Origin of the sequence: Sphingomonas sp. (assembly GCF_026460985.1) — a bacterium.
Lineage (GTDB): Bacteria > Pseudomonadota > Alphaproteobacteria > Sphingomonadales > Sphingomonadaceae > Sphingomonas.
Genome location: NZ_JAPKNM010000119.1, coordinates 1 through 25,640, shown reverse-complemented (window position 1 = coordinate 25,640; position 25,640 = coordinate 1). Strand labels below are relative to the sequence as shown.

Here is a 25,640-nt window from a genome sequence, read left to right as displayed (position 1 = left end):
GCGTGCGGGCAGGGCTCCCGGTGTGGCGTGTCGCGCTCGTGGGATTGCCGGCGGTGGGACTTGCCTGGCTCGCATTTACCGCTGCGGCGGCCAATGTAAGTCGGACGAGCGATCCGCAGCGCGCGCTGAAATTCCGGCCCGGCGACCCCTTGGCGCTGGGAATGCTCGCCCAATCGCACATGGTCGGCACCGCGGTACCTGCCAGGCGACCGGATGCTCGGATGGCCGAGACTGCACGGCGAGCCATCGAAGGGCTGGCGATCAACACGCCCGCCATTCAGGCTCTCGCCGTGCACGAGAGCCTGTCCGGGAACGAGGCGAAGGCGCGTCGTCTCTTCGGCCTTTCTGACCGCCTCTCCCGACGGGATCTGGCTACCCAGCTTTGGCTGATCGAAGATGCGGTCAGGCGCAACGACGTCCCCGGCGCCCTCCGGCACTATGACAGCGCGCTTCGCACCAAGATGGAGTCGCGCCAGCTTCTGCTTCCCATTCTGGCCTCCGCCGCCGAAGACAGGGAGTTGTGGCCCGCCCTCGCGCCGTTCGTGAATGCCCACAACCCCTGGCTCAACGCGTTCATTCGACAAGCTCTCTCCTCGACCAAGCGGCCGGATCTGCTTGCTAATATGCTGATGCACGCCGGCGGCCTGCCGGAGACGGATGATCTTCGCCCGCTGACGGAGGAACTCCTGCGTGGCCTGGTGGAAGGTCGCTATTTCGACGTGGCGCAGCGTTATTATCTGACCCTGCCGGGAGCGAGCGCGCGCGTGCTGCGCGATGCGCAACTGGCCGAGGCGACGACAGTCGCGCGCTTCGCCCCGATCACCTGGCAGCCTTCGGCGTTGGAGGACATTCGCGGTTCGATCCTTGGGGGAGGGCCGGGCGGCAGCTTGGTTTTGAGCGCTACCTTCAGTTCGGGCGCGCAGGGCTTTGTCGCTCGCAAGCTTCTTGCCCTGGCTCCGGGGAACTATGTCCTGCAGGCAAGGCAGGCGATCCGGGAAGAGTCCCAGAACGCCGAGCTTCGTTGGTCGATGCGTTGCGTCGACACAGCCGGACAGGTCTTGTGGAGCACCAGCGCGCCGTTGAAAACTGGACCTCAGCTTGTTCGCGGCAGCTTCAATGTTCCCGACGGTTGCGCCTATCAGTTCATGTCGATCGACGGCTATGCTGGGACTAGCCCCTTCGGGGGGGATGTGAATATCGACTCGATAGATGTGCGTCGAACGGATTGAGCGTTTTCCGGAGCGAGGCGCGATAGCGCGGTACCGGCAGGCTAAAGCGTAAGTTAGGCGCCCGTTTGAAGCAGCCAGCGCCGATTGCCTTCGAAACCCATCCCTGACAGCCTGCCGCTTGCGTAGGCGCCAGTATCCAGCCCGATCCGGTGCGGAAGCAGTTCCGCCTGTTCGGTTATCGTGTGGCCGTGGACGATGACCTTCTCGAAGCTTCCGTTGAAGTTCAGGAATTCCTCTCGAATCCAGCGTAGGTCCTTCGCCTTCTGCTCGGGTAAGGCCTTTCCCGGGCGAATACCCGCGTGGACGAATGCATAATCGCCGACGATCACCATGTCCTCAAAGCCGGAGAGAAATTCGATATGCTCGGCTGGCACTAGGTCGCCCAATTCTTCCTGGAGCTCGCTATAGTTCAGCGTCGTATAGCGGGATGGGCTGATCCCATAGCTCAATATCGTCTCGCGGCCTCCGATCCTGATGAAGAACTTCAGGGCCTGCTCGTCGCCCTTGAGGGCCTCTAGGAACACCTCCTCATGGTTGCCGAGAAGGAAATGCGTGTTCGGATGGTCATGTTTGAGGCGCAGGAGCGTATCGACGACTTGCGCAGATTCGGGGCCTCGATCGACAAGGTCGCCCAAGAAAATGATGCGAGTGGCGGCAGGGCCGCGATCCTTGTCGTCGGCGGCAATCTTGGCCAGGAGTTCGGTCAGCAGATCGTGCCGACCGTGTATATCCCCAATCGCATAGATGCGTTCGCCGTCGGGCACCGACGATGATGGGGCGGCTTTCGGTGAGGGGCGGCGGAAGAATTTTAATGGCATGATTGGGATCGGTTCGGCTTAGCAGACCGAATATATAGGGAGTCCCTGCAACGCCGGTGAACGGAATTTCCGTTGCTCGCGGGCACGCGTCGCGCCGCGCGGGGAGAGCCCAAAGGTTCGGCAACACATGGTCGGCGATCTGCCAACGGCACAAACGAAAGTGGCGGCCCTTTCAGGCCGCCACTCATATTTCCGGATGCCGGACAGCTTACGGGCTGTCGGGATCGTCGTCGTTGTTGGCCAGCGCGATCGCGCCACCGATGATCGCGGCCGTGGCAAGCACGCCAATGATCACCGCCGGGGCCAGCTCGCTATCCTTCTCGCTCGCCGTCGAGGCGCGCGAAAGCGAAAGCTTGGAGGCCGGAGCCGCCACAACCGGGGTGGCTGCCATCGTAACGACTGCAGCTGCCGTAAGAAGCTTTGACAACATTATTCTACTCCCTCTTCGAGCTCCGGTGTTCTCGTCAGGCAGTCCTATGGCATAGGAGTCTGCCGACGGCAACACCTCAAAATCCAAGCTCACGACAAACCTAGTCGTGCCGTGGCCTGAACGCAACACCGGTCCGGTTTATCCGAACTCATTGCTCACAACTTGGACCCGTGCTGCGAGCGCGCGCATTTCTATAACGCGACGCAGCATTAGTGCCAAGGGGGTTAACGGAATGTGACAGGGAGCCCCGCCAGGCCCCAGGGGGAAGGACGCTGCGCGATCTGCTCTCGCGAAGACGTAGCATGCCCTCGGGCGCATCGGATTGTGATTGTCCGCCCCGCATGGCTAAAGAGCGTATGCTTCGCTCCTTCCGCCATGGTTGCCGGCTCCTGGCCGATCGATTCTTCGCAGGCGCCGCGGGTATCGTCGTGATCCTCGGGACCCCATCCGCAAGTGCGGCTGTGGGACAGAACCGGGAGGAGTTCGAGGCCGTCAGGAACGCCGACCTCGAGCTCGCGGAGATCGGTTGGCGGCTCTCGGTTGCCAACGCGCCGCTTTGCGATCGGCTGGAGCCTGGGATGGGCTTCCAACTTCATACGCTCGATCAATTCGATACTGCGTCTCGCGATGCGGCCCGGGAGCATTTCGGTTTCGCCACGCCCGTCGCGGTCGAGGGCGTTCTGGCCGGGAGCCCGGTGGCGCGCGCAGGGATTCGCCGCGATGATTCCCTGGTGCGCGTCGGACCGATCGTGATCGCCTCGATGCCGGGAAAGCCGGGAACGACGCAGCGGCTGGTGGCCACCCAGCTCGCGATCGCCGCCTTGGCGCCGGACGCCCCGATCGAAGTGGAGGCGATTCGGGCCGGCGCGCCGATCAAGGTCACGGTCAGCCCGGTCCCGGCGTGCCGTTCGCGGTTCGAGCTGCGCTTGGCCGGCGACTATAACGCCTCGGCCGACGGTACGATGGTGCAGATCAGCGCGCGTTTCCTCGAAACCTATACCGACGAGCAGGTCGCCGGCGCCGTGGCGCACGAATTCTCGCACAACATCCTGCACCATCGCGACCGGCTGGAAGCACGTGGTGTCGATTTCGGAATGCTCTCCGGCTTCGGCGCCAATGTGAAATATTTCCGCCAGACCGAGATCCAGGCCGACCTTCTGTCGGTCTATCTGCTCGCCAATGCCGGCTATTCGCCGCGCGCCTCGATCGCCTTCTGGAAGAGCTTCGGGCCGAGCAAGGCAGGGGGCATCTTCCGCAGCCGGTCGCATCCGCATTGGCGCGATCGTGTCGCCACGCTCGAGGCTGAAGTCGCGAAGATCGAGGCGATCTCGGCGCGGCCGATGATTCCCGGGCTGATCGCGGAGCGGAACCAGCCGCTCAGCGGCGACTGGCAGTCGCTGCTGATCCGGCACAAATAGACCGGGTCACCCGGCCATTCGAAGCGGCTCCCCCGGGGGCGTCGCGGGCTGGTCGGGCCAGATGCCGCGGGTGTCGTAGACCTGCTTGTCCGCGCGCTCGTCGAGCGGGATCGAGCGGAATACGTCGTGGTCCACCAGAACGATGAAGGTACCGCAGGTCTCGATCGCAGCGTCGACGTCGGTCAGCACCGCCCCGGTGCCGTCGAAGCAGGCGGGCAGTGCGGCGGCATAGGGTTCGACGATAGCGACCCGCTCGCCGAAGCGCTGCGCCAGCGCGAGCGCGACCTTGAGCGCGGGGCTCTCGCGGAAATCGTCGATATTCGCCTTGAAGGCGAGGCCGAGGCAGGCGACGCGGACCGCGGGATCGGCTTCGATCATCGCCGATGCCCGGGCGATGACGTGCTCGACCTTGCCGTCGTTCACTTCGCGGGCGGTGCGGATCAGCGGCGTGTGGTCGGGCGCGGCGCTCACCAGGAACCATGGGTCGACCGCGATGCAATGCCCGCCCACGCCGGGGCCGGGCGACAGGATGTTGACGCGCGGATGGCGATTGGCGAGGCGGATGACTTCCCAGACGTCGACGCCCATCTGGTCGGCCACCAGCGACAATTCGTTGGCGAAGGCGATGTTGACGTCGCGGAAGGCGTTCTCGGCGAGCTTGGTCATCTCGGCCGCCTTGGCGGTGGTGGTGACGCAGGCGCCGCGGACGAAGCGGCGATAGAATTGCAACGCCTTGCGCGCGCAGCGCGGCGTGATGCCGCCGATCACGCGATCATTGTCGATCAGCTCGACGAGGATGCGGCCGGGCAGCACGCGCTCGGGGCAATAGGCGATCGCGATGTCCGCGCTGCCCGTGCAATGGCCGGGGATCTTCAGATCGGGTCTCAGCTGCGCGAGCAATGCGGCGACCTTCTCCGTGGTGCCGACCGGCGAGGTCGATTCGAGGATGACGACGTCGCCATGCTTGAGCACGATCGCGATCGTGGTCGCTGCCTTGAGGACATAGCCGATGTCGGGCGCGTGATTCTCGCCGAAGGGCGTGGGCACCGCGATGACGAACACATCGGAAGGTTCGATCTGCAGCGAGGCGCGTAGATTGCCGCGGGCGACCACGCCCGAGACGAGGCCGTCGAGGTCGATCTCCTCGATATGGACCTTGCCCGAATTGACCGTGTCGACCACCGACTGGTGGACGTCGACGCCGAGAACCTTGGCGCCGGTACGCGCGATCACCGCCGCGGTAGGGAGGCCGATATAACCCAGGCCGAGGACGGCGACCTTGAGTTCAGAGTCCGAAACCATGTGCGACGATCCCCGCAATCCGCTCTGCGGCATGGCCGTCGCCGAACGGATTGTGGGCGCGTGCCATGGCAGAATAGGCCTGAGGTACGTCAAGGAGGGTTGAGATTTCGGAAACGATACGGTCGGGATCGGTGCCGACGAGCTTGGCGGTGCCCGCGGCGACGCCTTCGGGCCGCTCGGTGGTCTCGCGCATGACGAGCACCGGCTTGCCCAATGCGGGCGCCTCTTCCTGCACGCCGCCCGAATCGCTGAGCACGATCTCCGCGAGCCCAAGCGCGCGGATGAAATGGGGGTAATCGAGCGGATCCACGCGGCAGATATTGGGCCGGTCGCCGAGCACGCGGTCCATCACCGAGACGACATTGGGGTTGGGGTGCATCGGGAAGAGTATGGCAGTGTCGGGCCGCGCGGCGATGCGGGCGATCGCGTCGGCGATTCCCGCCATGCCGTCGCCGAAATTCTCGCGGCGATGCGTGGTGACGAGCACCAGCCGCTTGCCGGCGAAGCGCTCAGCGATCGTGTCGAGCCCGGCGGCGAGCGACGGATTCGCGGCGATGCGGGCGCGGGTGGCGTGGAGCGCGTCGATCACCGTGTTGCCGGTGACATGGATGCTCGCCGCGTCCACATTCTCGCGGCGCAGCGCCTCGGCCGCGGTCTCGGTCGGCGCGAAATGCTGGTCGGCGATCGGCGCGACGATGCGGCGGTTCACTTCCTCGGGCCAGGGCTGGTAGATGTCGCCCGAGCGCAGCCCGGCCTCGACATGGCCGACGGGGATCTTGCGATAATAAGCGGCGAGCGCGCCGACCATCGCGGTGGCGGTGTCGCCCTGGACCAGGACCCGATCGGGCTTCTCCGCGTCGAGTACCTTGCCCAGGCCGGTGAGCAGTCGCGCGGTCAGCTCGTCGAGCGACTGGCCCGGCGTCATCAGGTCGAGATCCATATTGGGTACGATACCGGCTATTCCGAGTACCTGGTCGAGCAGGCCGCGATGCTGCGCGGTCACGCAGGTCCGCACCGTGAGCCCGCCATGCGCCTCGAGTGCCTGGACGACGGGGAAGAGCTTGATCGCCTCTGGGCGGGTGCCGAAGACGACGAGGACCTTGGGTGCGGACATGGCGCCGCCTTAGCGCGAGAGGTTTAAGACCGATATAAGCACGCGGGCGCTGCGCTTGATCGGACCTTTCGGAACGGGCAAGACCACCGGCCAGGAGAGTGTTCATGATAAAGCCCTTGCGCAAGGCCGTATTCCCCGTGGGGGGCCTTGGCACCCGTTTCCTTCCTGCCACCAAGGCGATGCCCAAGGAGATGCTCCCGATCGTGGACCGGCCGCTGATCCAATACGCGGTCGATGAGGCTATGGAGGCGGGGATCGAGCAGATGATCTTCGTCACCGGCCGCGGCAAGAGCGCGATCGAGGACCATTTCGACATCGCCTTCGAGCTCGAGACGACGATGAGCGAGCGCGGCAAGTCGCTCGAGATCCTCGAGGCGACGCGGCTCAAGCCCGGTGCCGTGGCCTATGTCCGCCAGCAGGAGCCGATGGGGCTGGGTCATGCCGTCTGGTGCGCGCGCGACATCGTCGGCGACGAGCCCTTCGCAGTGCTGCTCGCCGACGATTTCATGGTCGGCAAGCCTGGCTGCCTCAAGCAGATGGTCGAGGCCTACAACCGGACCGGCGGCAATCTGATCTGTGCCGAAGAGGTCCCCGACGATCAGACCCATCGTTACGGCATCATAACGCCCGGTACGCGCGACGGATCGCTCACCGAGGTGAAGGGACTGGTCGAGAAGCCTGCGCCAGGCACCGCGCCGTCGAACCTGTCGGTGATCGGCCGCTACATCCTCCAGCCCGAAGTGATGCGCGTGCTCGAGGGGCAGGAAAAGGGGGCGGGCGGCGAGATCCAGTTGACCGACGCGATGGCGCGGATGATTGGCGATCAGCCCTTCCACGGCGTGACCTTCGCCGGTACCCGCTACGATTGCGGCGACAAGGCTGGTTTCATCCAGGCGAACATCGCGGTGGCGTTGGATCGCGAGGACATCGCGCCGGCGGTGCGCGGCTTCATCGCCTCGCGCTGAGGCGCGGAGGGCTAGGCAAAAGCGAGGCTCGTTTCACGCGGCCGCTTCGGCGATGGAAAGCGCCGCTCGATAGCCGAGGCGCGATCGGCTACCCGTCCTGCCATGGCGAAGAAGAAACGCTACCTCACGGCCACCTTGCCCGACGGATATGTCAAGACGATCGGGCCGACGGCGGTGCCCTTCACGCATTATTGGCGCATCGTCGCGCATCTGGGCGGGGGGCGCACCGAAGTGTTCTGGGGACACGCCAAGTCGCTGCGCGAGGCGGCGGGAAAGCGGGCCGCGACCGCCGAGGCCGCCAAGCAGCGGGGCTGGGAGCGCTACGATTTCGAAGTCGTGGAGCTGGTGGAAACATCGGGTTGATGCCGCGCCGGAGAACCCGCTGCTGACCAACTTGACTCGCCTACGCTGTTTGTGGGGACGGGGGATGCAGGTAATGCATTGATTTATAAGAATTGTGTTCCCGGCGCGCTTGACTCTGCGCGTCGCGTTCGCGCCAGTGTGGCGTCGGAAAAGCTACGGCTGAGCGCCTTCGGCGTGACACCAGGGGCACACCTACGCGGCTGTGCGGCGCCACCTGCGTCACAGCCGCGCGCCGGACAGGCGCCGCCAAGGTCACGGAGGCGCCCGTCACGCGCGACAACGCATGCGCGCGGCAGGGATTGGTCCGACGATGTCAAAGTGCGGCGACCCGGTCGCCCGAACGACTTAGTACACCGTCGGAGATGTTCAATGTTTGTTCCGATTCTTTTGAGGTGCGGTTGGGTGGCCGACCGACGGCAATTGAATCGATCTCGGGTTTTGCCGCGACCCTGTTCAGGCCCGAACCACCTTCCCGCTGACGATCCCGGCCTTGCCGCAGGCGTTGCGCGTGTCGATCACCAGCGGCGCCGCCTCGACCAAGGCGGCATAGTCGACGGCGTCGTGATCGGTGGCGATCAGCACTGCGTCATAACCCGCGATCGCGGCCGGATCCCATGCCACGCCGTGGCGATAATTGAGCGTCGGGTGCTCGCGGGTGCCGTTGATCTGGGCGACATGCGGATCGTGGAAGTCGGCCACGGCGCCGCGCGCCTCGATCATCTCCATCAGGCGAAGCGAGGGGCTTTCGCGGATGTCGTCGACATTCTTCTTGTAGGCGACGCCGAGCACCAGCACGCGCGCCCCGCGCAGGCCGCGGCCGAAGCGCGCGTCGAGCGTGTCCGCCATCACCCGGATCACATGCTGCGGCATGTCGGCGTTGATCTGGCCGGCGAGCTCGATGAACTTGGTGTGCTGGTTATACTCGCGCGCCTTCCAGGTGAGGTAGAAGGGGTCGATCGGGATGCAGTGACCGCCCAGGCCCGGCCCCGGATAGAAGGGCATGAAGCCGAACGGCTTGGACTTGGCCGCGTCGATCACTTCCCACACGTCGATATCCATCGCGGTGAAGATCAGCTTCAGCTCGTTGACCAATGCGATGTTGACCGCGCGGAACACGTTCTCGGTGATCTTCACCGCCTCCGCGGTCGCCGCCGAGGAAACCGCGATCGTCTTGGGCACCACATGGGCATAGAGCGCGAGCGCGAGATCGGCAGAGACCTGGTCGTCGGCGCCGACCACCTTGGGGATCTGCGTGGTCGAATAGGTCGGGTTGCCCGGATCCTCGCGCTCGGGCGAGTAAGCGAGGAAGAAGTCCTTGCCCGCTTCCAGCCCGCCGGCCTCGAGGATCGGCTGCATCACTTCGCGCGTGGTGCCGGGATAGGTGGTCGATTCGAGGATGACGAGCTGGCCCTTGCGCAGCGTCCTGGCGATCGCCGCGGTGGTCGCCTCGACATATTTGAGGTCGGGCTCGAGATGGCGCGACAGCGGCGTGGGGACGCAGATCAGCAGCACGTCCGCCTCACCGAGCCGTGCCAGATCGGCGGTGGCGTCGAGCCGGCCTGCCTCGACCTGCGGCGCGATCCGGTCGCCCTCGATGTGCTTGATGTAGCTCTGGCCGGCCTTGAGCGCCTCGATCTTGGCGTCGTCGAGGTCGAATGCGAGCACCGGGCACTGCGCCTCGCAGAAGGCGACGGCGAGCGGCAGGCCGACATAGCCCATGCCGATCACGCCGATCTTCGCGGTGCCGCCCTCGATGCGCGCCTGGAGCTTCAGTCCGTGCGCCGGCCATTCGATACTCATGTGGATCCCCGTCAGCGATGGTGCCTTCCCGGCACGCTATCGCTCACAGGGGGTTTCAAGATCGATAATGCTCCAGATACCAATCGACGAAGCGCGCGACGCCGATTGCCGGCGGGGTGGAGGGCGCATAGCCGGTGAGCCGCCGGAGCAGGTCCGATGAAGCTTCGGTCGCGGGCACGTCGCCTTGCTGCATCGGCAGATAGTTCTTGATCGCCTTGCGGCCGAGCGCCTGCTCGAGCGCGCCGATATAGTCCATCAGCGGCGTGGGCTGGCCGTTGCCGATGTTGACGGAGCGGAACGGCGCGACGGGAGAGAGGCTGTCACCTTCGACCGGCTCGCGGCCGGGCACGGCATCGGTCAGGCGCACGATCGATTCGGCGAGGTCGTCGATGTAGGTGAAGTCGCGCACCATGTCGCCGTTGTTGTAGACGTCGATCGGCTCGCCCGCGAGCATGGCCTTGGCGAACTTGAACAGCGCCATGTCGGGCCGACCCCAGGGGCCGTAGACCGTGAAGAAGCGGAAGAAGGTCATCGGCGTGCCGAACAGATGGCTGTAGCTGTGGCCCATGAGCTCGGTCGCGCCCTTGGTGGCGGCGTAGAGGCTGAGCGGCGTCTGGGTGCGCTGCGTCTCGGTGAAGGGCATCTCGGTGTTGGCGCCGTAGACCGAGCTGGTCGAGGCGGCGAGCAGGTGCCGGACCGGGTTGTGCCGCGCGAGCTCGAGCACATTGTGCGTGCCGATGATGTTGGCGCCGATATAGCTGCGCGGTTCGTCGATCGAATAGCGCACGCCGGCCTGGGCGGCGAGATGGATCACCGTATCGGGCTTGAAGTCGGTCCAAGTCTCGCCGAACGCGTCCACGTCCTCGATCGACACGCGGGCGAGCGAGAAATCGGCGTGGTTGGCGAGGACGTCGGTGCGCGCTTCCTTGAGCGCGACGTCGTAATAGGCCGAGAAATTGTCGACCCCGAGCACCGTCGCGCCCTGTTGGAGCAGCTTGCTGCAGGTGTGGAAGCCGATGAACCCCGCCGAGCCCGTGACTAGAACCCGCTTGCCGTTGTTCGCCATATACTCCCGCCCGCTGAATTGAACCGCTCCCGGCCCGGCTAATCTCTAAAGGTTACCAGCCGCTCAGCGATAGAGCGATAAAGTGTCAAGGATGACTATTCTTCGCCGACTCCCAACAGGGTGAAATTTGCGTTAACTTGCGCCATCGACTCAGGGAGTTACGGCCGTGAAAGAGCCGCAGAGGGACGAGAACGCCGCCGCCGAACCACATGCGGCGGAGCCGGAAGCCAGCCGGCCGCAGGAATTGGCGGTCGAGCCGAAAGTCTATGCATTCGACGGCTGGGGTATGGTTCCGTTGGAGCTCGACACCATCTGAAGACCTGAACAGGCCGCGCAGCCCGGATCCTTGGGCAGGGCGAGCGTGCGGAAGCGCAGCGACAGCGCATCGACCAGCAGCAACTTGCCCGCACTATCCTCGCCGAAGGGCGCACAGGCGCGGATCGCCTCGAGCGCGGCGAGGCTGCCCATCACTCCGGTGAGCGCGCCGAGCACGCCCTGTTCTGCGCAAGTCGCCTCGGGCCGTTCGGGGTTGCCGCCGACGAAGCAGCGGTAGCACGGCTTGTCGGCTTCCCATCCGCGGAAGGTGCCGAGCTGGCCCTCGAACTCGGCGACCGCGGCGGCGACCAGGGGGACGCGGTGGCGTAGCGCAGCATCGGCGACCGCCAGCCGCGTGGCGAAATTGTCCGAACCGTCGAGGACGACGTCGCTGCCGCGCACATGCGCGTCGATGTTGCCGCCATCGATCCGCTGCTGCCAGGCGCGCACTTCGACATCGGGGTTCAGTCCCGCGACGCGCGTGGCGGCGGCGGTGACCTTCGGCCGGCCGATATCGTCGGTGCCGAACAAGGTCTGGCGCTGGAGGTTGGAGAGGTCGACGCGGTCGTCGTCGACGATGGTCAACGTGCCGATGCCGGCGGCGGCGAGATACTGGATCGCGGGCGAACCGATCCCGCCGGCGCCGATCACCAACACCCGGCTAGCCTTCAACCGCGCCTGCCCCGCGCCGCCCAGCTCGCGCAGCACGATGTGGCGGGCATAGCGTTCGAGTTCTTCGTCGGTGAGGCTCATGGCGTCCAGGTAAAGTTTAGGTGCGCACGATACCAGATCTGGCCGGTCCCGGTGCCGGAGCGCGGGAGGAGGTTGTTGCGCGCGAAGCTCGCGACCAGGGCCGCGGCATATTGCTCGACGGTGGGGCAGCGGATCGCGCGAGGCACGGTGGTGCGGATGCCGTTCGCTTCGTCGACCAGCACTGCGACCTCGACGTCGAGCGTGCCCGGCTTGAGCAGCGGGCATTTGCGCGAGACCGCCTCGCGCTGAACGAAGGCGCGCATCTCGGGCGTGATGATAGGCGGGGCACGGAAGGGCAGCGGGGCGAGCCCGTTCCAATCGATCGCGGCCGTCTGCAGCGCCGCGGCAAGGGCGAGGGATGCGATCACATTCCGGTGGAGCCGAAGCCGTCGGCTCCTCTCATGGTCTGGCCTTTCGATGCCATCGGAAGTTCCTTTCCGGGATCGCTTCCCGCTACACTCAATTCGGGTGATCGAGGGAGTTTCTCAAGCCCTCGATCGTAACCGCCCGGGAAGCCGTCTGCGACGGACCGACTCAGAGGCCGGTCGATCCGAAGCCCCCCAAGCCACGGCCGGTGATCGAGGAAAACTCGGAGACGACCTCGAACGTCGGGCGCAGAATGGGCACGAAAACGAGCTGCGCGATGCGATCTCCGGGATTGACGACCAAGGGTTCGCTGCCGGGAGGGGTCCTCAGCCAGGCGCTGATGAATATCTCATTGGCGTAGTCGGCGTCGATGGTGCCGACGGATTGCCCGAGTATCAGGCCCTTCTTGTGCCCCAAGCCCGACCGGGCCAGAAGAAACCCGACCATGTGAGGGTCGTTCATCAGCATGGCGATCCCGGATGGAATGAGCACCGCCGGTGCCTGGGGTTCGATCCGCATCGGTTCGCCGAGGCAGGCATACAAGTCGATGCCTGCCGACATTTCCGTGTGGTAGCGCGGCAAGCCCCATTCATGGATCCGCTCATCCAATACCCGCAATTCGATCTTCGGCTTGCTCACGTCGGCTCCTCGTACGTATCGCTCTCCGCGCTACCGCCTGGCGACGGGCCCCGCAACCCGGCTGGATCGCCGGTCGCCGCTCGGGCGTTTGCCGCCCGAGAATGGGCGGCGCGCATTCTTCGATCCGGAGACGGGCGCGGTCCATGGTTCCGGCTCGGGTGCCGGCGGCGGCAATCCCGGCGAGGATTTCAACAGCGATCCCAGTGCCGGCGACGGCCGTCCGCGCACGCGTGGCCGGGAAGGGCCGCCGCTCAGGTCTGGCTTTGCAGGAAGACGACCGTCGTAACGAACAGGAGCATGATCAGGAGGAGCCAGACTCCGATGAGGGCGCGGCTCGGGCGGGAATCGCGCGGCGGCAGGGGGTCTGAATTGAGGATCGACGACATTGCCTGTCTCCCATGGCTGGCGTCATCTGATCCTCAGGGCCACGGTGCCGGAATCCGGTACTTCACGGATGATCCGGCGCTCGCGGGGAGGGGCGGCTGCCCTAGAACGACCAGGTCAGCGCGGCGCGTGCCATGTGGTCCTGCGCGTTGCGCGAAAGGGCGCCGCTATAGCCCAGGTTGAAGCGCAAGGCGGGGGCCAGCGCGGCGTCGAGTCCCAGCTCGCCGACCAGGCTGTCCTGCGCGATCGGTACGCCCGAGACGACGAACCGCCTCCCGCCGAGCGCGGCGTCGACCATGCCGGTTCGATCGCCGAACGCATGCTGCCAGCCCGCCGACGCGCGGAGCGAGAGCGTGCGGTCGCCCAGCGGAAGGGCGGTCTGTCCGCGAAGGCCCAGGGTCGTGTAGCTGGTGCGCATCGAATCGCGCGCGAGCTCGAGCGCGGCGCCACCGCCGGCCTCGCGGCCGCCGCCGACCTTGAGCGCGACATGGGTGAGGCCGGCAAAGGGTTCGAGCCTGCCGCGCGCGAAATCGATGCGCCAGGCCGCTTCGCCGAAGGCCTGCAGGGTCGAAGCGCGATAGCGCGCATGCACGCCCTCCTGGAACTCGCCGAACGCCACCAGGCGCCGCGCCGCCACGTCCTGCCAGCCGAGCATCAGCCCGCCGCCGAGTGCGAGCGCGCCGATCGTTCCGCCGGCATAGGCGCCGGCGTGGTAGCTATCTACGTCGGCATTGCCGCGCCCGCGCAACTCGTCGCGATGATGGCCGCCGAGCATGCCGATGCGCAGGCCGCTGGGTGCTTGCGCCTCGACCCCGGCCAGCGCGCCACTGGTGTCCTGGGCGAGCCTGGCCACGCTGGCATTGCCGCCCCAGCGTCGTGAGGAATCGAGCGCCTGTCCCCAGATGGCGAGGCCGGGAGCGTCGCGGCGGGCGCGCAATCGTTCGAGCGTCGCCTCGCGCGAAAGCCGGCTGCCTTCGACCAAAGCGGTGCGCAGCGAGGCATGGAACTCGCCCGAAAGGCTGTCGAACGCCTGGCGGGCGCCGGCCGCATCGGCGGTGACCACCGCGTCATAGGCGCCGTTGCCCGACGCCAGTGCCTCCACCGCCGAGCCGGCCGCGCGCTGATTGGCGGTGACCGCGACCTGATCGAAATGCACGTCGTTGCGATCGAGCACCAAAGTGACGGCGTTCGCCGTATAGCCGAGGCTCGGCGTCAGGAAGGCGTAGGTCGAGGTGACATTGTCGAACCGGCCCTGGATCCCGCCCTGCGCGGTAAGGATCGTGTAGGTCGCACTCGGGCGATAGGTGCCGCTGGCGCCGATATGCGCGACGGTGCCGCCCAAAGTCGCGGTGCCGAGCACGTCGATGCGATCGCTCGCGGTGCCTGTCGGATCGACCTCCACTTCGTAGCGCGCGCCCGGCGCGATCACGAGATCGCCGGTGACCGTGAGCGTGCGGATCGACGGGCCGGGCGCGATGCGGCCGCCCGGGTCCACGCGGACCGAACCCAGGCTGCCATGACCGGCGAGCGCGGCATCGGCCGCGACCGTCAGCCGGCCCCGGATCGCACCCTCGACCGTCAACGAGCCGGCGCGGACCAGCGTCTCGCCCGTGAAGCCTTGCGAATTCGTGCCCAGTGCCAAGTCGCCTGCGCCTGCCTTGACCAGGCGGCCGGTGCCCGAAAGCGTGCCGAGATAACGCGTGTCGGTGGCGCTCGCGAACTCGATCGTGCCGCCCGAGCGGAGCGCTGCATCGCCTGTGAAGCGCGCCGCGTTGGTGAGCACGCGGCCCTGCTCGATGGTCCAGTCGAGCGTGCTCGTGGCGGTCAAGGTCAGGTCGCCGCTCCCGCGCTTCAGTACCGTGCCCGCAACGCCGTCGAGCGGTGTGATGCCGCTCTTGAACTTCCCGTTCTCCTGCTGGTCGAAGATCACGGTTCCGGCATTGGAGAGGTCGCCGCGGATCGAGCGCGCATTGCCGATCAGCGTGCCAGCCTCGACCTGGATGCCGAGTATGTAATCATTGTCGCCCGACAGGATCAGCGTGCCGGCGTCGCGCTTGACGAGGTAGCTGGTGCCCGTGATCCGGGCGGCGATCTCGGCGGTCATGCCCGACGAGGCGGCGCTGCCGTCGCCGACGCGGATCACGGTGTGCTGGCCGCCGGCGAGCGTCAGCGTGTCGCCCGACAGCACATAGCCCGACGTCGCGAACTGCATCCCGCCGGTCGAGATCGCGCCGTTGCCGTCGTCGAGCAGGACATGTCCGCCTTGCCCCGCGAATACGGCGAAGTCTCCCGGGCCGGCAGAGCCGTTGGCGGCACCGTCCGCGCCGGTCCAGCTCGCGCCGCCATTTCGCCAGGTGCCGGAGCCGCCATCGATGGCGCCATTGGCGTAGCGCGTCGCATCGCCGCCGTCCCAGAAGCGGAGTGGGCGCGTTCCACTTGCGGACACGACGTTCACTTGCCCCGGGGTCGCGGTCTGGACCGAAAGCGTGCCGCTTCCCTGGCCGGTCGGCAGCGTACCGATCGCCAGCCCGTTGTCGGTCAGCTGTCCGCCATAGCTGAACAGCCGATAGATGCCTTCGTCGAGCGGTTCGCGGCCGCCGACATTGAGCGTGCCGTCGAGCGTCAGATCGCTGCTCACCGCGAACAGCGTCGGGGCGTCCGTCCCGGTGAAGGCGACGTCGACCGTCGCGCCGGAGCCCAGTGCCAGGCTAGAGAGCGTGAGCGTGCTCCCGCCCGCGCCCACCAGATGCCCGCCGGAGCCGACCGTCACCGCGCCGACCTGGCCGGTGCCGGAGAGCGTGCCGCCGGCGCCGACCGCGAGGCTCCCGCCGAGCGCGCCGTCCACGCGGAGAGCGCTGGCTTCCACGCGGCTATGGCCGGTGAAGCCGCTCGATTGACCGGCGAGCACCAATGCGCCGGGTCCAGCTACGTCGAAGCCGCCGCTGCCCGACAGGGCGTAGCGATAGACGGACCATGCACCCGGATCCTGACTCGTGAGCGTCAGGTTTCCGGCGCTGCCGATCTCGATATTGCCGCTGAGGCTCGTACCGGGCGAGACGAGCCGCCCTTCCTCGACGCGCCAGTCGAGCCCGCCGCCGCCGATCGTGAGCGTGCCCTGGCCGCGCTTGATCATGAAGCCCCAGATGCTGGACAGCCCGGTGATGTCGCCGGTGAAGACGCCGTCCTCCTGCTGGTCGAAGATCACGATACCGCCATTCTCCAGCGTGCCGCGGATCGAGCGGGTGTTGCCGATCAGCGTGCCGGCATCGACGCGCGTGCCGCCGGTATAGCTGTTGTCGCCGGTCAGGATCAGCGTGCCGAAATCGTTGAACAACAGGCCGCTGCCGCCGGTCAGCTCGGCGTCGATCCGCGTGGTCACGCCCTGGCCGGGGCGGATCGACGTAAAGGCGCCGCCGTCGAGCTGCAGCTTCCCGCCGGTGAGGCGATAGCCGTCGGTCAGGAACTGCATACCGGTGACCGACGGAACGCCTTGCGAAGCGTCGATCGTCACCGTCCCGGGCGCGCCCTGGAAGACGGCGAAGGCGGGCATGGGTTGCATCGGGCCGTTGCTGGCGCCGCTCGCATCGGTCCAGCTGGGATCGGTCGTGCTCCAGACTCCCGATCCGCCGTCGACGATCCCGTTTTCGCGGTGCGCGGGATCGCTTCCATCCCAGAAACGGAGTGTCGGTGCGGCTTGCGCCGGCGCCGGTTCGTCCGGGGGCGCAGTGGTCTGCGCCTTCGCCGTGACGGGTATCAATATCAGGCCGACCCCGAGGAGGAGGGAAGCGAGGCTGCCATTGTCGAGGGCTGCATATTGGGCAAATGCCCGGGTCCGACTCTCCCGTCTCACAAGCGTCTCCCCTTTTGTGCTTTCGCTACCAGCCTGGGGAACAGGCAACGTCTTCAATGCTTTTGCGTCGACTCGTGAGACATATGCGGGGAGACGACCGGTCCGAGGAGAAAGTGTCTCTCGGGGTGGGGGTTATCAGCCCTTCTTCGGGAGCGCGGCGGCGAGGCGCTCGGCGGCGCTCAGCACCTCGGGATCGTCGAGGATCTCATGGCCCTTGCCGGGGATCACGCGATAGTCGGTGGCGATGCCGCGCAGCGCCAGCGCCTCCGCATAAGCGCGCGAGAATCTGGGCGGCGTGATCGGATCGTCGGCACCGACGACCAGGGCGGCGCGCAGGTCGAGCTGGGCGCCGCCGACGGTCTGGAGCGGATCGAGGCTGTGGACCGGCTGATCGAACGGCGCCGCGGGAAGGCGCGCCTTCATGTGCTGGCGCCATTCGGGGAGGCTGCACGGGCAGGCGGCGAGGAGCAGCCCGTCGACGAGCTCGGGCCGGGTGCCGGCAAGATCCGCCGCCATCGCCGCACCGCCCGAATGACCGATCAGGACGAGGCGGGCGCGGGGATAGCGGGCGCGGAGCCGGCGGAGCGAGTCGCTGACGGCGTCTAGCCGGTCGGGTGTGTAATTGTCGCCGGTGGTCAGGCCGCGCTCGCCGGGCGAGCGATTGCCCTGCGGATCCTCGTAACCGGGGCGCAGCAGCGCGACGACGCGCGAGTTGGGAATGCGCGCGGCGAGGGCCTGGGCGAAATCATACTGATAGCCGGGATTCGTCGCAGGCGCGTCGCCGTGGAGGACGACCAGCAACGTCACCGGCCGGGCGGTGCCGAAGCTGCGAGCGTAGAGCTCGGCGGCGGGGCGCGCGGCCTGCGGCGCGGTGGATGTGGTCGCGCAGGCGGCGAGCAGCAGCGGCAGCAGCGCGAGGCTAGAGCGCATCGGCGATCCGCTCCGCGAGCCGGCGCGCGACTTCGGTTTTGGGCAAGCGCTCCCAATGCTCGACGCCGTCGGCGGTGACGAGGTGGATGGTGTTTGCCTCACCCCCCATGACGTCGCCCGAAACATCGTTGGCGACAATCCAGTCCGCGCCCTTGCGAGTCCTTTTTGCGGTAGCGTGTTCGATCACCTGCTCGGTCTCGGCGGCGAAGCCGACCACGAGCCGCGGGCGGTGCGGGCTGCGTGCCAGCAAGGCGAGGATGTCGGGATTCTCCGAGAGCTGGAGCGCGGGCGGAGCTTCGCCCTTCTTGAGCTTCTGGTCGGCGGTTTCGGCGCGCCAGTCGCCCACCGCGGCGACCATCACCGCGGCGTCGGCGGGAAGCGCCGCGGCGACGGAGTTGGCCATCTCCTGCGCGGTCTCGACGTCGACGCGCGTGACGCCCGCGGGGGTAGCGAGCGCGACCGGGCCGCTCACCAAGGTCACCCGCGCGCCGAGACGGGCGAGCGCTTCGGCGATCGCGAAGCCCTGGCGGCCCGAGGAGCGGTTGGCGATGTAGCGGACGGGGTCGATCGGCTCGTGGGTGGGGCCGGCGGTGACGAGGACGTGGCGGCCGTTCAGCCGCTGGTCCGCGCCGAAATGCGCCTGAATCGCGGCGAGGATCGCATCGGGTTCGGGAAGGCGGCCGGGGCCGTATTCGCCGCAGGCCATCGGGCCTTCGTCGGGCTCGAGGATCGTGACACCGTCGGTGCGAAGCTGCGCGACGTTGCGGCGCGTGGCGGCGTGCTGCCACATGCGGACGTTCATCGCGGGTGCCGCGAGCACCGGCTTGTCGGTGGCGAGCAGCAACGTCGTCGCGAGATCGTCGGCGAGGCCCGCGGCCATCTTCGCGAGCAGGTCGGCCGTGGCGGGCGCCACCACGACCAGATCGGCCTCGCGGCTCAACTGGATGTGGCCCATCTCGGCCTCGTCCTTGAGGTCCCAGAGCGTGGTGTAGACCTGGTTCTCGGACAGTGCCGCGAGCGTCATCGGAGTGACGAAATGGCTGCCGCCTTCGGTCAGCACGACCTTCACGCCGATCCCCGCCTTGCGGCACAGGCGAACCAGCTCGCAGGCCTTGTACGCCGCGATGCCGCCGCCGACGATCAGCAGGATGCGCTTCATCGCGCTACCCTTGTCACGGTGATGCGGCGCCTGTCGAGGGGCGGGCGGAACAGGTCGCGCAGGCCGTCGGGGACGAAGACGAGGCCAGCGAGGAACACAGGCGCCACCATGAGCGCCCAGTAGAAGGTGTCGCTGCGCGCGAAGATGCCGATCAGCGCCGCATAGGCCGCGAGGGTGACGAGCATGCGCAGGGCGAGCGGATCGTTCCACGACGCCCAGCCGAACAGGCATAGCCCGACCAGCAATGCCGCGGCGGTCATGGGCAGCAGCTGGAGCGCGGTGGCGAGGCTCAGCGCCTTCACGAAGAAGCCGAAGCCGAGCAGCCCGTTCCAGCCGGGCGACGCCGGGTCGAGCGGGCCGGTGACGCCCGCGACCGCATGCGCATGCGCGGCGAGCGCGGCGGCGAACAAGGCGAGCGCGGCGAGCCAGCCCAGCGCCTCGCGCCGCTCGCCCTCGAGCCAGGCCAGCGCCAGCATGACGAGCGCGTAGAGCGCGGCTGTCTCGCGTATCAGCATCGCGGCGAGCGCGAACGCCACTGGCTCCAGCCAGCGCCCCGGGCGGCGCATTCCGAGCGAGAGCGCGATCAGCAGCCCGGCCCAGATCTCGTGGAAGGCGGCGAGATCGGCCTGGAGAAAGGCGAGCATCGAGCCGAGCAGGAGCAGCAGCGCGGCGATGCGCGGGAGCGTGCGCGGGAGCGCTTCGCCGAGGCGGAGGCCCCAGACCATGCCGACATAGGCGGCCAGCAGATAGAGCAGGGCCGTTGGGCCCCAAGGCGGCAGCGCGGCCTGCATCACCGCCAGCGACGGCATCCGGACGGTGAAGAACGGGCGAAGCGGATAGCCGCCGGCACGCAGCGCGTCGGTCGCCACGATGTAATAGTCTCCGCCGTTCCTCACGCCCGCGACGATCTTTTCATAGACCATCAGGTCGGTCTGGTCGGACTGGCCGATCGGTCCGGTGGAGACGGCGGCCGGATCGGGCACCTTGAGCGCGGTCAGGCAGGCGACCAGCAGCAGCACGAGCACGCCGATCGCGAGCCGTGCGCGCGCCCTGCCGAGCGCCGCAAAGCGGCTGGGGGCGGCGAGCCAGAGAGTGGCGGAACGAGCCATGCAGGCGGGGAACTACACGCGCGGCGGCAGGGGTGTCGAGAGGGCTGGCCCTGCGACTAGAAGACGAGCCACGTTGCGGCGGCGCCCGCTGCCGCCGCGGCGAACGCCACCGCCGCATAGCGCCAGCCGCCGCCGACGCGCACCACCTCGATCTCGCGGAGCGGCGGCGCAGGCGGTGCGCCGCCCGGGGTCGGGTAGCGGAGCTCGATGTTGCGGATCAGCTGGGGAAGCCGGGCAAGTGTGCGCAGGTCGGTGATGATCCGATCGGCGACCGCGGCTTCGGGGCCCAATTCGGTGCGGATCCATTCGCGCACGAACGGGGCCGAAGTCTCCCACAGGTTGATGTCGGGATCGAGCCCGCGCGCGACGCCCTCCACCATCACCATCGTCTTCTGGAGAAGGAGGAGGTGCGGCTGGGTCTGCATGTCGAAGTCGCGGGTGATGTTGAACAGACCGTCGAGCATCGCGCCGACCGACATGTCCTTGACCGGCAGCCCGCGCATCGGTTCGCCCACGGCGCGGAGCGCGGTGGCGAACTCGGCGACATTGTGGTGCGGAGGCACGTATCCCGCCTCGAAATGGATCTCGGCGACGCGCTTATAGTTGCCGGTGATCAGCCCGTAGAGGATCTCGGCGAGCCAGACGCGGGCGCGGCGGTCGATCCGGCCCATGATGCCGAAGTCGATCGCTGCGATGCGGCCGTCGGGGAGCGCGAAGAGGTTCCCCTGGTGCATGTCGGCGTGGAAGAAGCCCTCGGCGATCGCCTGGCGCAGGAAGGCGCGGATCAGCTTGCCGGCGAGCGCGGTCGTGTCGTGCCCGGCGGCGATCAGCGCGGCGCGGTCCGACAGCTTGATCCCGTCGAGCCATTCGAGGGTGAGTACCTTGCCGGTGGTGCGCTGCCAGTCGATCTCGGGCACGTAGAAATCGGGCTCGGCGGTCATGCCCTCGGCGAGCTCGGAGGCGGAGGCGGCTTCGCGGCGGAGGTCGAGCTCGCGCGCGGTCCAGCGCTTGAAGGTCTCGATGACGAGGCGCGGGCGCAGCCGCGATGCTTCGCCGCCCATGCCCTCGACCTGCGCGGCGGCCCATTCATAGGTCTCGATCGCCTTGGCGAACTCGGCCTCGATGCCCGGACGGAGCACCTTGACCGCGACCTGGCGGCCATCGGTGGTGACCGCGCGATGGACCTGCGCGATCGAGGCGGCGCCGACCGGGATTTCGTCGATCGAGGCGAAGAAGGTCTCTAGCGGGCGGCCATAGGAGGATTCGATCCGCTCGCGGATCACCGCGAAGGGGAGCGGCGGGAGCGCGTCCTGGAGGCGCAGCAGGTTGCTCGCCGCGGCCTCGCCGACGAGATCGGGACGCGTGGCGAGCGTCTGGCCGAGCTTGATCGCGGCGGGGCCGATCGCCTGGAAGGCGTCGGCGTAGCGCGGCACCTCTGGAATACGCGCGCCAAAGCGAAGGATGCGCGCGAGACGGCGGACGGGGCGCGGCGTATTGGGATCGCGCTCGATGCCCATGAGCGCACCGTGGCGCGCGAGGATGCGGCCCCATTTGCGCAGGCGCCAGAGATGGATGGCGGGGGCGGTCACTTCCTAGCCCCTCCCCTGAAGGGGAGGGGCTTAAGAACGGCGCAGCCCATCAAATCTTCCAGCCGCTGTGAATCGCCACCAGCCCGCCGAGCAGCGGCTCGACCCTGGTCTGCGTGAATCCCGCGTCGCGGATCATTGCCTCGAATTCGGGCATCGGCGGGAAGCGGCGGATCGATTCGATCAGGTAGCGATAGGAATCGGCGTCGTTGGCGAGCAGCTTGCCGAGCTTGGGCACCAGATGGTGCGAATAGGCGTCATAGACCTGCGCGAAGCCCGGCCATTGCGTCGTCGAGAATTCGAGCACGTAGAAGCGGCCGCCGCGCTTCAATACGCGGTGCGCTTCGCGGAGCGCCTTGGGGATGTCGGTCACGTTCCGGATACCGAAGGCGATCGTATAGGCGTCGAAGAAGCGATCGGGCCATTGGAGCGTCTCGGCATTGGCCTCGCTCCACACCAGCCCGTCGATCCCGCGCTGCGCCGCGCGCTCCACCCCGACGGCGAGCATCTCGGGATTGATGTCGGCGACGGTGATCGCCGCGCCCGACGGCGCCATGCGGAAGGCGATGTCGCCGGTACCGCCGGCCATGTCGAGGATATGTTCGCCCGCGCGGGGCTTCACCCGGCGGACGAACAGGTCCTTCCAGAGGCGATGCAGGCCGCCCGACATGGCGTCGTTCATCAGGTCGTATTTGGATGCGACGCTGGAGAAGACCTCGCCGACGCGGGCGGTCTTTTCCTCGGGGGCGATGTCTTCGTAGCCGAAGGAGACGGTGTCGGGCATGGCTGCGCTCTAGCGAGGGGAGGGGAGCGCGGCTAGGGGGTTGGCATGCCCGAATTACCCGAAGTCGAGACGACCGTCCGTGGCCTCGAGCCCGTGCTGGACGGCGCGCGGATCGAGCGCGTGACGCTGCGGCGCGGCGATCTGCGCCGGCCGTTCCCGCCCGATCTGGGGCAGCGGCTGACCGGCGCCCGGGTGACCGGGCTCGGTCGCCGCGCCAAATACGGGCTGATCGACACCGATCGCGGCGATACGCTCGTCTTCCATCTCGGCATGTCCGGGCGGTGGCGGATCGATCCCGAGGAACTGGGCAAGCACGATCATTTCGTGCTCGAGACCGCGCAGCACCGCCTCGCGCTCAACGACGCGCGGCGATTCGGCTCGCTCGACCTAGTACCGACCGATGGACTGGCGCAGTGGCCGGCATTCGCGGCGCTCGGCCCCGAGCCTTTGGGGCCGGACTTCGACGCGGCGCATCTGGCCGCGGCGTTCGAGGACCGGATCGCGCCGGTAAAGGCGCTGCTGCTCGACCAGCGCGTCGTGGCGGGACTCGGCAATATCTATGTGTGCGAGGCGCTGCACCTGGCGCGGATCGCGCCGACTCACCCGGCGGGCTCGATCGCCAGGGTGCGGTTGGCCAGGCTGGTCGAAACGGTACGCGAGGTGCTGGAGGCGGCGATCCGCGCGGGAGGCTCGACGCTCAGGGACTATGCGCGGCCCGATGGCGAGCTCGGCTATTTCGCCAAGGAATGGCGCGTCTACGGCCGCGAGGGCGAGCCGTGCGACTGCGGGGGCAGGGTGGAGCGGCGCGTCGATTCTGGGCGCTCGACCTTCTGGTGCCCGCGGTGCCAGAAATGAGGGCCAGAAATGAGCGGCGGTAACGGTTGACCCGAATCGTCTCAGACGTTAAGGGGCTCGCCTTTCCCGGCGTGGGCCCGTTCCTGCGCCTTCCCAATTCGAGCTAGGAACGAGACGGCATGGCGAATACGCCGCAAGCGAAGAAGCGTATCCGGCGGAACGACCGCCGCGCGGAGATCAACGGCAACCGCGTGAGCCGTATCCGCACCTTCATCAAGAAGGTCGAGTCGGCGCTCGAGTCGGGCGACAAGGCCGCCGCCACCGCCGCGCTCGCCGCCGCGCAGCCCGAGCTCGCCCGCGGCGTCGCCAAGGGCGTGCTGCACAAGAACACCGCCGGCCGGAAGTTCTCGCGCCTCAACAAGCGTCTGCAAGCGCTGGCGTAAACGTCACATTTCCGTAACGATGACCCCGCCGGAGCAATCCGGCGGGGTTTTTCGCGTGTGCAGCAAGGGCTTGGCGACTATTGGGGGCCAGCCCCGGTTAAGTCGCGGAAATCCCGCGATTCGCATGCTTCAATTTTATGAAGGTTGAGATAACTATTTGATATATCAACTGGAAATATGTGACAGCACGGAAAACCGTGGGTTCGGGCGAGTCAACAAAACTATTTCACTTTCTTTGCATCCCGGGCCCTTGATCGACTCGAATTTCGGTTCCTAAAACAGTCCTCCGGCTCGCGTTTCGATGCCGGGTTTAGTCGAGCTCAACGCGCCAGCCTGGGGGCTATTCCGGCTGCGAGGGGCCTTTGGTCGTAACGAGTTTGCGCGCGGAAAAGTCTGTTTCCGCGAATGGAGGGGTGCGTCGTTGTGACTCAGGTGCAGACACTGGAGCGAGATGACATGGAGGCAGTCAGCAAGGCATGGAGCCATGTGCGTGGCAACCTGCGGCGCTCGGCTGGCCAGCGTCTCTTCGACCAGTGGCTGAAGCCAGTGGTGCTGGTCGACGGCTCGACCCATGAAGCGATTCGCCTCGGTCTGCCCTCCGCATTCATGACCCAGTGGGTGAAGAATCACTATTCGGAGCGCCTGCTGCTCGAATTCCGTGCGGTGCTGCCCGATGTGCTGAGCGTCACGATCGAGACGATGGCCGACGAGCCCCAGCGCGTGCTCAGGGCCGAACCCGAAGCCGCGCCCGTGCCGCTGCCGCACGGCGAGCGCCCGGCGTTCGACCCGCGCTTCACCTTCGAGCGATTCGTCGTCGATTCGACCAACCGAGTCGCGTTCAACGCGGCCAAGGCGGTCGCGCAGCCGGGCCTGCCCCAGTTCAGCCCGCTCTATCTCCATTCGGGCACCGGCCAGGGCAAGACGCACCTGATGCATGCGCTGGGCCAGGCGTTCCTCGACGCCAACCCGCAGGCGACGGCGATCTACGTCACTGCCGAGCGCTTCATGTTCGAGTTCGTCCAGGCGCTGCGCAACAAGGACACGCACGCGTTCAAGACGCGGCTGCGCTCGGTCGATCTGCTGATGATCGATGACCTCCAGTTCATCGGCGGCAAGGACGCGACGCAGGAGGAGTTCTTCCACACGGTCAACGAGTTCATGGCGTCGGGCAAGCGCCTGGTGATCGCGGCCGATCGCGCGCCGCAGGCGCTCGAGGGCTTCGAGCCGCGGCTCGCCGGGCGGCTCGGCTCGGGACTGGTCGCTGACATCAAGCCCGCCGAGCTCGAGCTGCGCCGCGCGATCGTCGCGCGCAAGCTCGAGGACATGCCCGCGGTCGACATGCCCGACGAAGTGATCGACCTGCTCGCCGCGCGGATCACCTCGAACGTCCGCGAGCTCGAAGGCGCGCTCAACCGCCTGCTCGCTTATGCGAATCTCTCGAACGAGACGATCACGATCGACTTCGCGGTGGCGACGCTGGGCGAAGTGCTGCGCAACGCGCAGCGGCGGATCACGATCGACGAGATCCAGCGCGCGGTCTCGAGCCATTTCGAAGTCAAGCAGATCGACCTGATTTCGGAACGTCGTGCCGTGGCGATCGCGCGCCCGCGCCAGATCGCGATGTATCTTGCGAAGCGACTCACTACGCGCTCGCTTCCCGAGATCGGACGCAAATTCGGCAATCGCGACCACTCGACCGTGATCCACGCGGTCAAGCGGATCGAGGAACTGCGCGGCAAGGATGTCGAGATCGACGGCGCGGTGCGCGCGCTGATGCGCTCGCTGGAAGGCTGAGCGCGAGCCGGTTTCCGCCTCTCAGGCGAGGCGGTTTCCCACCCCTAGGGGTGGGGGCGGGGTGGAGGAGACGAGAGCGGGGCAAACGCTATGGTCACGCCTCCACCCCGATTGTCCTTGTTTTGGAAATAGGCCCTTTCCCGACATTCCTCCCCCTTGAGGGGGGAGGATAGCGAAGCTTGACAGCTTGCTGCCTAGCGCAGCTTGGAGAGGGTGAGCGGAGCGTAG

General features: G+C 67.2%; 23 protein-coding genes. 7 read left to right on the top strand and 16 right to left on the bottom strand.

All coding sequences use genetic code 11. The features are described from left to right. The first annotated feature begins 53 nt into the window (after positions 1–53). The gene (locus MT490_RS19345; protein WP_297391321.1) at positions 54–1,229 is read left to right on the top strand and encodes a hypothetical protein; all 1,176 of its coding nucleotides are present in this window, start codon (positions 54–56) and stop codon (positions 1,227–1,229) included. A gap of 53 nt (positions 1,230–1,282) precedes the next feature. Here MT490_RS19345 and MT490_RS19340 read toward each other — a convergent pair whose 3' ends face one another. Next, entirely contained in the window at positions 1,283–1,993 is a 711-nt protein-coding gene (locus MT490_RS19340; protein ID WP_297391319.1) for a metallophosphoesterase family protein, read from the bottom strand. A 262-nt stretch (positions 1,994–2,255) separates the two neighbouring features. Next, positions 2,256–2,438: a hypothetical protein gene (locus MT490_RS19335; RefSeq protein WP_156404738.1), complete on the bottom strand. Its 183-nt coding sequence runs from the start codon at positions 2,436–2,438 to the stop codon at positions 2,256–2,258. Positions 2,439–2,938: 500 nt separating this feature from the next. Between MT490_RS19335 and MT490_RS19330 the strand changes: the two genes are divergently transcribed. Beyond that, positions 2,939–3,895 (top strand): M48 family metallopeptidase, encoded by a 957-nt coding sequence (locus MT490_RS19330; protein WP_297391317.1) that lies wholly within the window; start codon positions 2,939–2,941, stop codon positions 3,893–3,895. A gap of 6 nt (positions 3,896–3,901) precedes the next feature. Here the strand turns inward: MT490_RS19330 and wecC are convergent, their stop codons facing one another. After that, positions 3,902–5,197 carry a UDP-N-acetyl-D-mannosamine dehydrogenase gene (gene wecC, locus MT490_RS19325; protein WP_297391315.1) on the bottom strand — a complete coding sequence of 432 codons (1,296 nt, stop codon included), beginning with the start codon at positions 5,195–5,197 and terminating at the stop codon, positions 3,902–3,904. Beyond that, positions 5,181–6,311 carry a UDP-N-acetylglucosamine 2-epimerase (non-hydrolyzing) gene (gene wecB, locus MT490_RS19320; RefSeq protein ID WP_297391313.1) on the bottom strand — a complete coding sequence of 377 codons (1,131 nt, stop codon included), beginning with the start codon at positions 6,309–6,311 and terminating at the stop codon, positions 5,181–5,183. Before wecB ends, wecC begins: the two co-directional genes overlap by 17 nt. 104 nt (positions 6,312–6,415) lie before the next feature. Here wecB and galU point away from each other — a divergent pair, with 104 nt between their 5' ends. Beyond that, entirely contained in the window at positions 6,416–7,276 is an 861-nt protein-coding gene (gene galU / locus MT490_RS19315) for a UTP--glucose-1-phosphate uridylyltransferase GalU (protein WP_297391312.1), read from the top strand. 102 nt (positions 7,277–7,378) lie between these two features. After that, positions 7,379–7,639: a hypothetical protein gene (locus MT490_RS19310; RefSeq protein WP_297391310.1), complete on the top strand. Its 261-nt coding sequence runs from the start codon at positions 7,379–7,381 to the stop codon at positions 7,637–7,639. 453 nt (positions 7,640–8,092) lie between these two features. On the opposite strand, the gene MT490_RS19305 is transcribed toward MT490_RS19310, so the two are convergent. The 12 genes from MT490_RS19305 to MT490_RS19250 form a co-directional block, all read right to left on the bottom strand. Then, positions 8,093–9,439: a nucleotide sugar dehydrogenase gene (locus MT490_RS19305; RefSeq protein WP_297391308.1), complete on the bottom strand. Its 1,347-nt coding sequence runs from the start codon at positions 9,437–9,439 to the stop codon at positions 8,093–8,095. A gap of 55 nt (positions 9,440–9,494) precedes the next feature. After that, positions 9,495–10,505 (bottom strand): NAD-dependent epimerase/dehydratase family protein, encoded by a 1,011-nt coding sequence (locus MT490_RS19300; protein WP_297391306.1) that lies wholly within the window; start codon positions 10,503–10,505, stop codon positions 9,495–9,497. Between the two features lie 264 nt (positions 10,506–10,769). Then, positions 10,770–11,573, bottom strand: a complete 804-nt coding sequence (moeB, locus tag MT490_RS19295; RefSeq protein WP_297391304.1) for a molybdopterin-synthase adenylyltransferase MoeB — start codon at positions 11,571–11,573, stop codon at positions 10,770–10,772. Next, the gene (locus MT490_RS19290; protein WP_297391302.1) at positions 11,570–11,941 is read right to left on the bottom strand and encodes a hypothetical protein; all 372 of its coding nucleotides are present in this window, start codon (positions 11,939–11,941) and stop codon (positions 11,570–11,572) included. The genes moeB and MT490_RS19290 overlap by 4 nt, the downstream gene beginning before the upstream one ends. Positions 11,942–12,107: 166 nt before the next feature. Then, entirely contained in the window at positions 12,108–12,578 is a 471-nt protein-coding gene (gene dut / locus MT490_RS19285) for a dUTP diphosphatase (protein ID WP_297391300.1), read from the bottom strand. Positions 12,579–12,829: 251 nt separating this feature from the next. Next, a complete protein-coding gene (locus MT490_RS19280) occupies positions 12,830–12,964 on the bottom strand; it encodes a hypothetical protein (protein ID WP_297391298.1) in 135 nt (44 codons plus the stop codon). Positions 12,965–13,065: 101 nt separating this feature from the next. Beyond that, positions 13,066–16,719 carry an autotransporter domain-containing protein gene (locus MT490_RS19275; protein WP_297391296.1) on the bottom strand — a complete coding sequence of 1,218 codons (3,654 nt, stop codon included), beginning with the start codon at positions 16,717–16,719 and terminating at the stop codon, positions 13,066–13,068. A gap of 228 nt (positions 16,720–16,947) precedes the next feature. Beyond that, positions 16,948–17,742, bottom strand: coding sequence for an alpha/beta fold hydrolase (locus MT490_RS19270; protein WP_297391294.1), 795 nt, complete (start codon positions 17,740–17,742; stop codon positions 16,948–16,950). After that, positions 17,732–18,901: a bifunctional phosphopantothenoylcysteine decarboxylase/phosphopantothenate--cysteine ligase CoaBC gene (gene coaBC / locus MT490_RS19265; protein WP_297391292.1), complete on the bottom strand. Its 1,170-nt coding sequence runs from the start codon at positions 18,899–18,901 to the stop codon at positions 17,732–17,734. The genes MT490_RS19270 and coaBC overlap by 11 nt, the downstream gene beginning before the upstream one ends. Next, positions 18,898–20,010: a hypothetical protein gene (locus MT490_RS19260; protein ID WP_297391290.1), complete on the bottom strand. Its 1,113-nt coding sequence runs from the start codon at positions 20,008–20,010 to the stop codon at positions 18,898–18,900. Before MT490_RS19260 ends, coaBC begins: the two co-directional genes overlap by 4 nt. 56 nt (positions 20,011–20,066) lie before the next feature. After that, positions 20,067–21,599 (bottom strand): 2-polyprenylphenol 6-hydroxylase, encoded by a 1,533-nt coding sequence (ubiB, locus tag MT490_RS19255; protein WP_297391289.1) that lies wholly within the window; start codon positions 21,597–21,599, stop codon positions 20,067–20,069. A 49-nt stretch (positions 21,600–21,648) separates the two neighbouring features. Beyond that, positions 21,649–22,380 (bottom strand): class I SAM-dependent methyltransferase, encoded by a 732-nt coding sequence (locus tag MT490_RS19250; RefSeq protein ID WP_297391287.1) that lies wholly within the window; start codon positions 22,378–22,380, stop codon positions 21,649–21,651. A 45-nt stretch (positions 22,381–22,425) separates the two neighbouring features. Here MT490_RS19250 and mutM point away from each other — a divergent pair, with 45 nt between their 5' ends. The 3 genes from mutM (at position 22,426) to dnaA (ending at position 25,412) form a co-directional block, all read left to right on the top strand. Then, positions 22,426–23,235 (top strand): bifunctional DNA-formamidopyrimidine glycosylase/DNA-(apurinic or apyrimidinic site) lyase, encoded by an 810-nt coding sequence (gene mutM / locus MT490_RS19245; RefSeq protein WP_297391285.1) that lies wholly within the window; start codon positions 22,426–22,428, stop codon positions 23,233–23,235. A gap of 119 nt (positions 23,236–23,354) precedes the next feature. Further along, positions 23,355–23,618 carry a 30S ribosomal protein S20 gene (rpsT, locus tag MT490_RS19240; protein ID WP_297391283.1) on the top strand — a complete coding sequence of 88 codons (264 nt, stop codon included), beginning with the start codon at positions 23,355–23,357 and terminating at the stop codon, positions 23,616–23,618. A gap of 456 nt (positions 23,619–24,074) precedes the next feature. Next, positions 24,075–25,412: a chromosomal replication initiator protein DnaA gene (gene dnaA / locus MT490_RS19235; RefSeq protein WP_297391281.1), complete on the top strand. Its 1,338-nt coding sequence runs from the start codon at positions 24,075–24,077 to the stop codon at positions 25,410–25,412. Positions 25,413–25,640 lie beyond the last annotated feature (228 nt).

Excerpts from the sequence above, each read along its gene's own strand:
- MT490_RS19335 (WP_156404738.1), bottom strand. The coding sequence starts at position 2,438 with ATGGCAGCCACCCCGGTTGTGGCGGCTCCGGCCTCCAAGCTTTCGCTT.
- wecC (WP_297391315.1), bottom strand. The coding sequence starts at position 5,197 with ATGGTTTCGGACTCTGAACTCAAGGTCGCCGTCCTCGGCCTGGGTTAT.
- wecB (WP_297391313.1), bottom strand. The coding sequence starts at position 6,311 with ATGTCCGCACCCAAGGTCCTCGTCGTCTTCGGCACCCGCCCAGAGGCG.
- galU (WP_297391312.1), top strand. The coding sequence starts at position 6,416 with ATGATAAAGCCCTTGCGCAAGGCCGTATTCCCCGTGGGGGGCCTTGGC.
- MT490_RS19310 (WP_297391310.1), top strand. The coding sequence starts at position 7,379 with ATGGCGAAGAAGAAACGCTACCTCACGGCCACCTTGCCCGACGGATAT.
- MT490_RS19305 (WP_297391308.1), bottom strand. The coding sequence starts at position 9,439 with ATGAGTATCGAATGGCCGGCGCACGGACTGAAGCTCCAGGCGCGCATC.
- MT490_RS19300 (WP_297391306.1), bottom strand. The coding sequence starts at position 10,505 with ATGGCGAACAACGGCAAGCGGGTTCTAGTCACGGGCTCGGCGGGGTTC.
- moeB (WP_297391304.1), bottom strand. The coding sequence starts at position 11,573 with ATGAGCCTCACCGACGAAGAACTCGAACGCTATGCCCGCCACATCGTG.
- MT490_RS19280 (WP_297391298.1), bottom strand. The coding sequence starts at position 12,964 with ATGTCGTCGATCCTCAATTCAGACCCCCTGCCGCCGCGCGATTCCCGC.
- MT490_RS19270 (WP_297391294.1), bottom strand. The coding sequence starts at position 17,742 with ATGCGCTCTAGCCTCGCGCTGCTGCCGCTGCTGCTCGCCGCCTGCGCG.
- coaBC (WP_297391292.1), bottom strand. The coding sequence starts at position 18,901 with ATGAAGCGCATCCTGCTGATCGTCGGCGGCGGCATCGCGGCGTACAAG.
- MT490_RS19260 (WP_297391290.1), bottom strand. The coding sequence starts at position 20,010 with ATGGCTCGTTCCGCCACTCTCTGGCTCGCCGCCCCCAGCCGCTTTGCG.
- MT490_RS19250 (WP_297391287.1), bottom strand. The coding sequence starts at position 22,380 with ATGCCCGACACCGTCTCCTTCGGCTACGAAGACATCGCCCCCGAGGAA.
- mutM (WP_297391285.1), top strand. The coding sequence starts at position 22,426 with ATGCCCGAATTACCCGAAGTCGAGACGACCGTCCGTGGCCTCGAGCCC.
- rpsT (WP_297391283.1), top strand. The coding sequence starts at position 23,355 with ATGGCGAATACGCCGCAAGCGAAGAAGCGTATCCGGCGGAACGACCGC.
- dnaA (WP_297391281.1), top strand. The coding sequence starts at position 24,075 with ATGGAGGCAGTCAGCAAGGCATGGAGCCATGTGCGTGGCAACCTGCGG.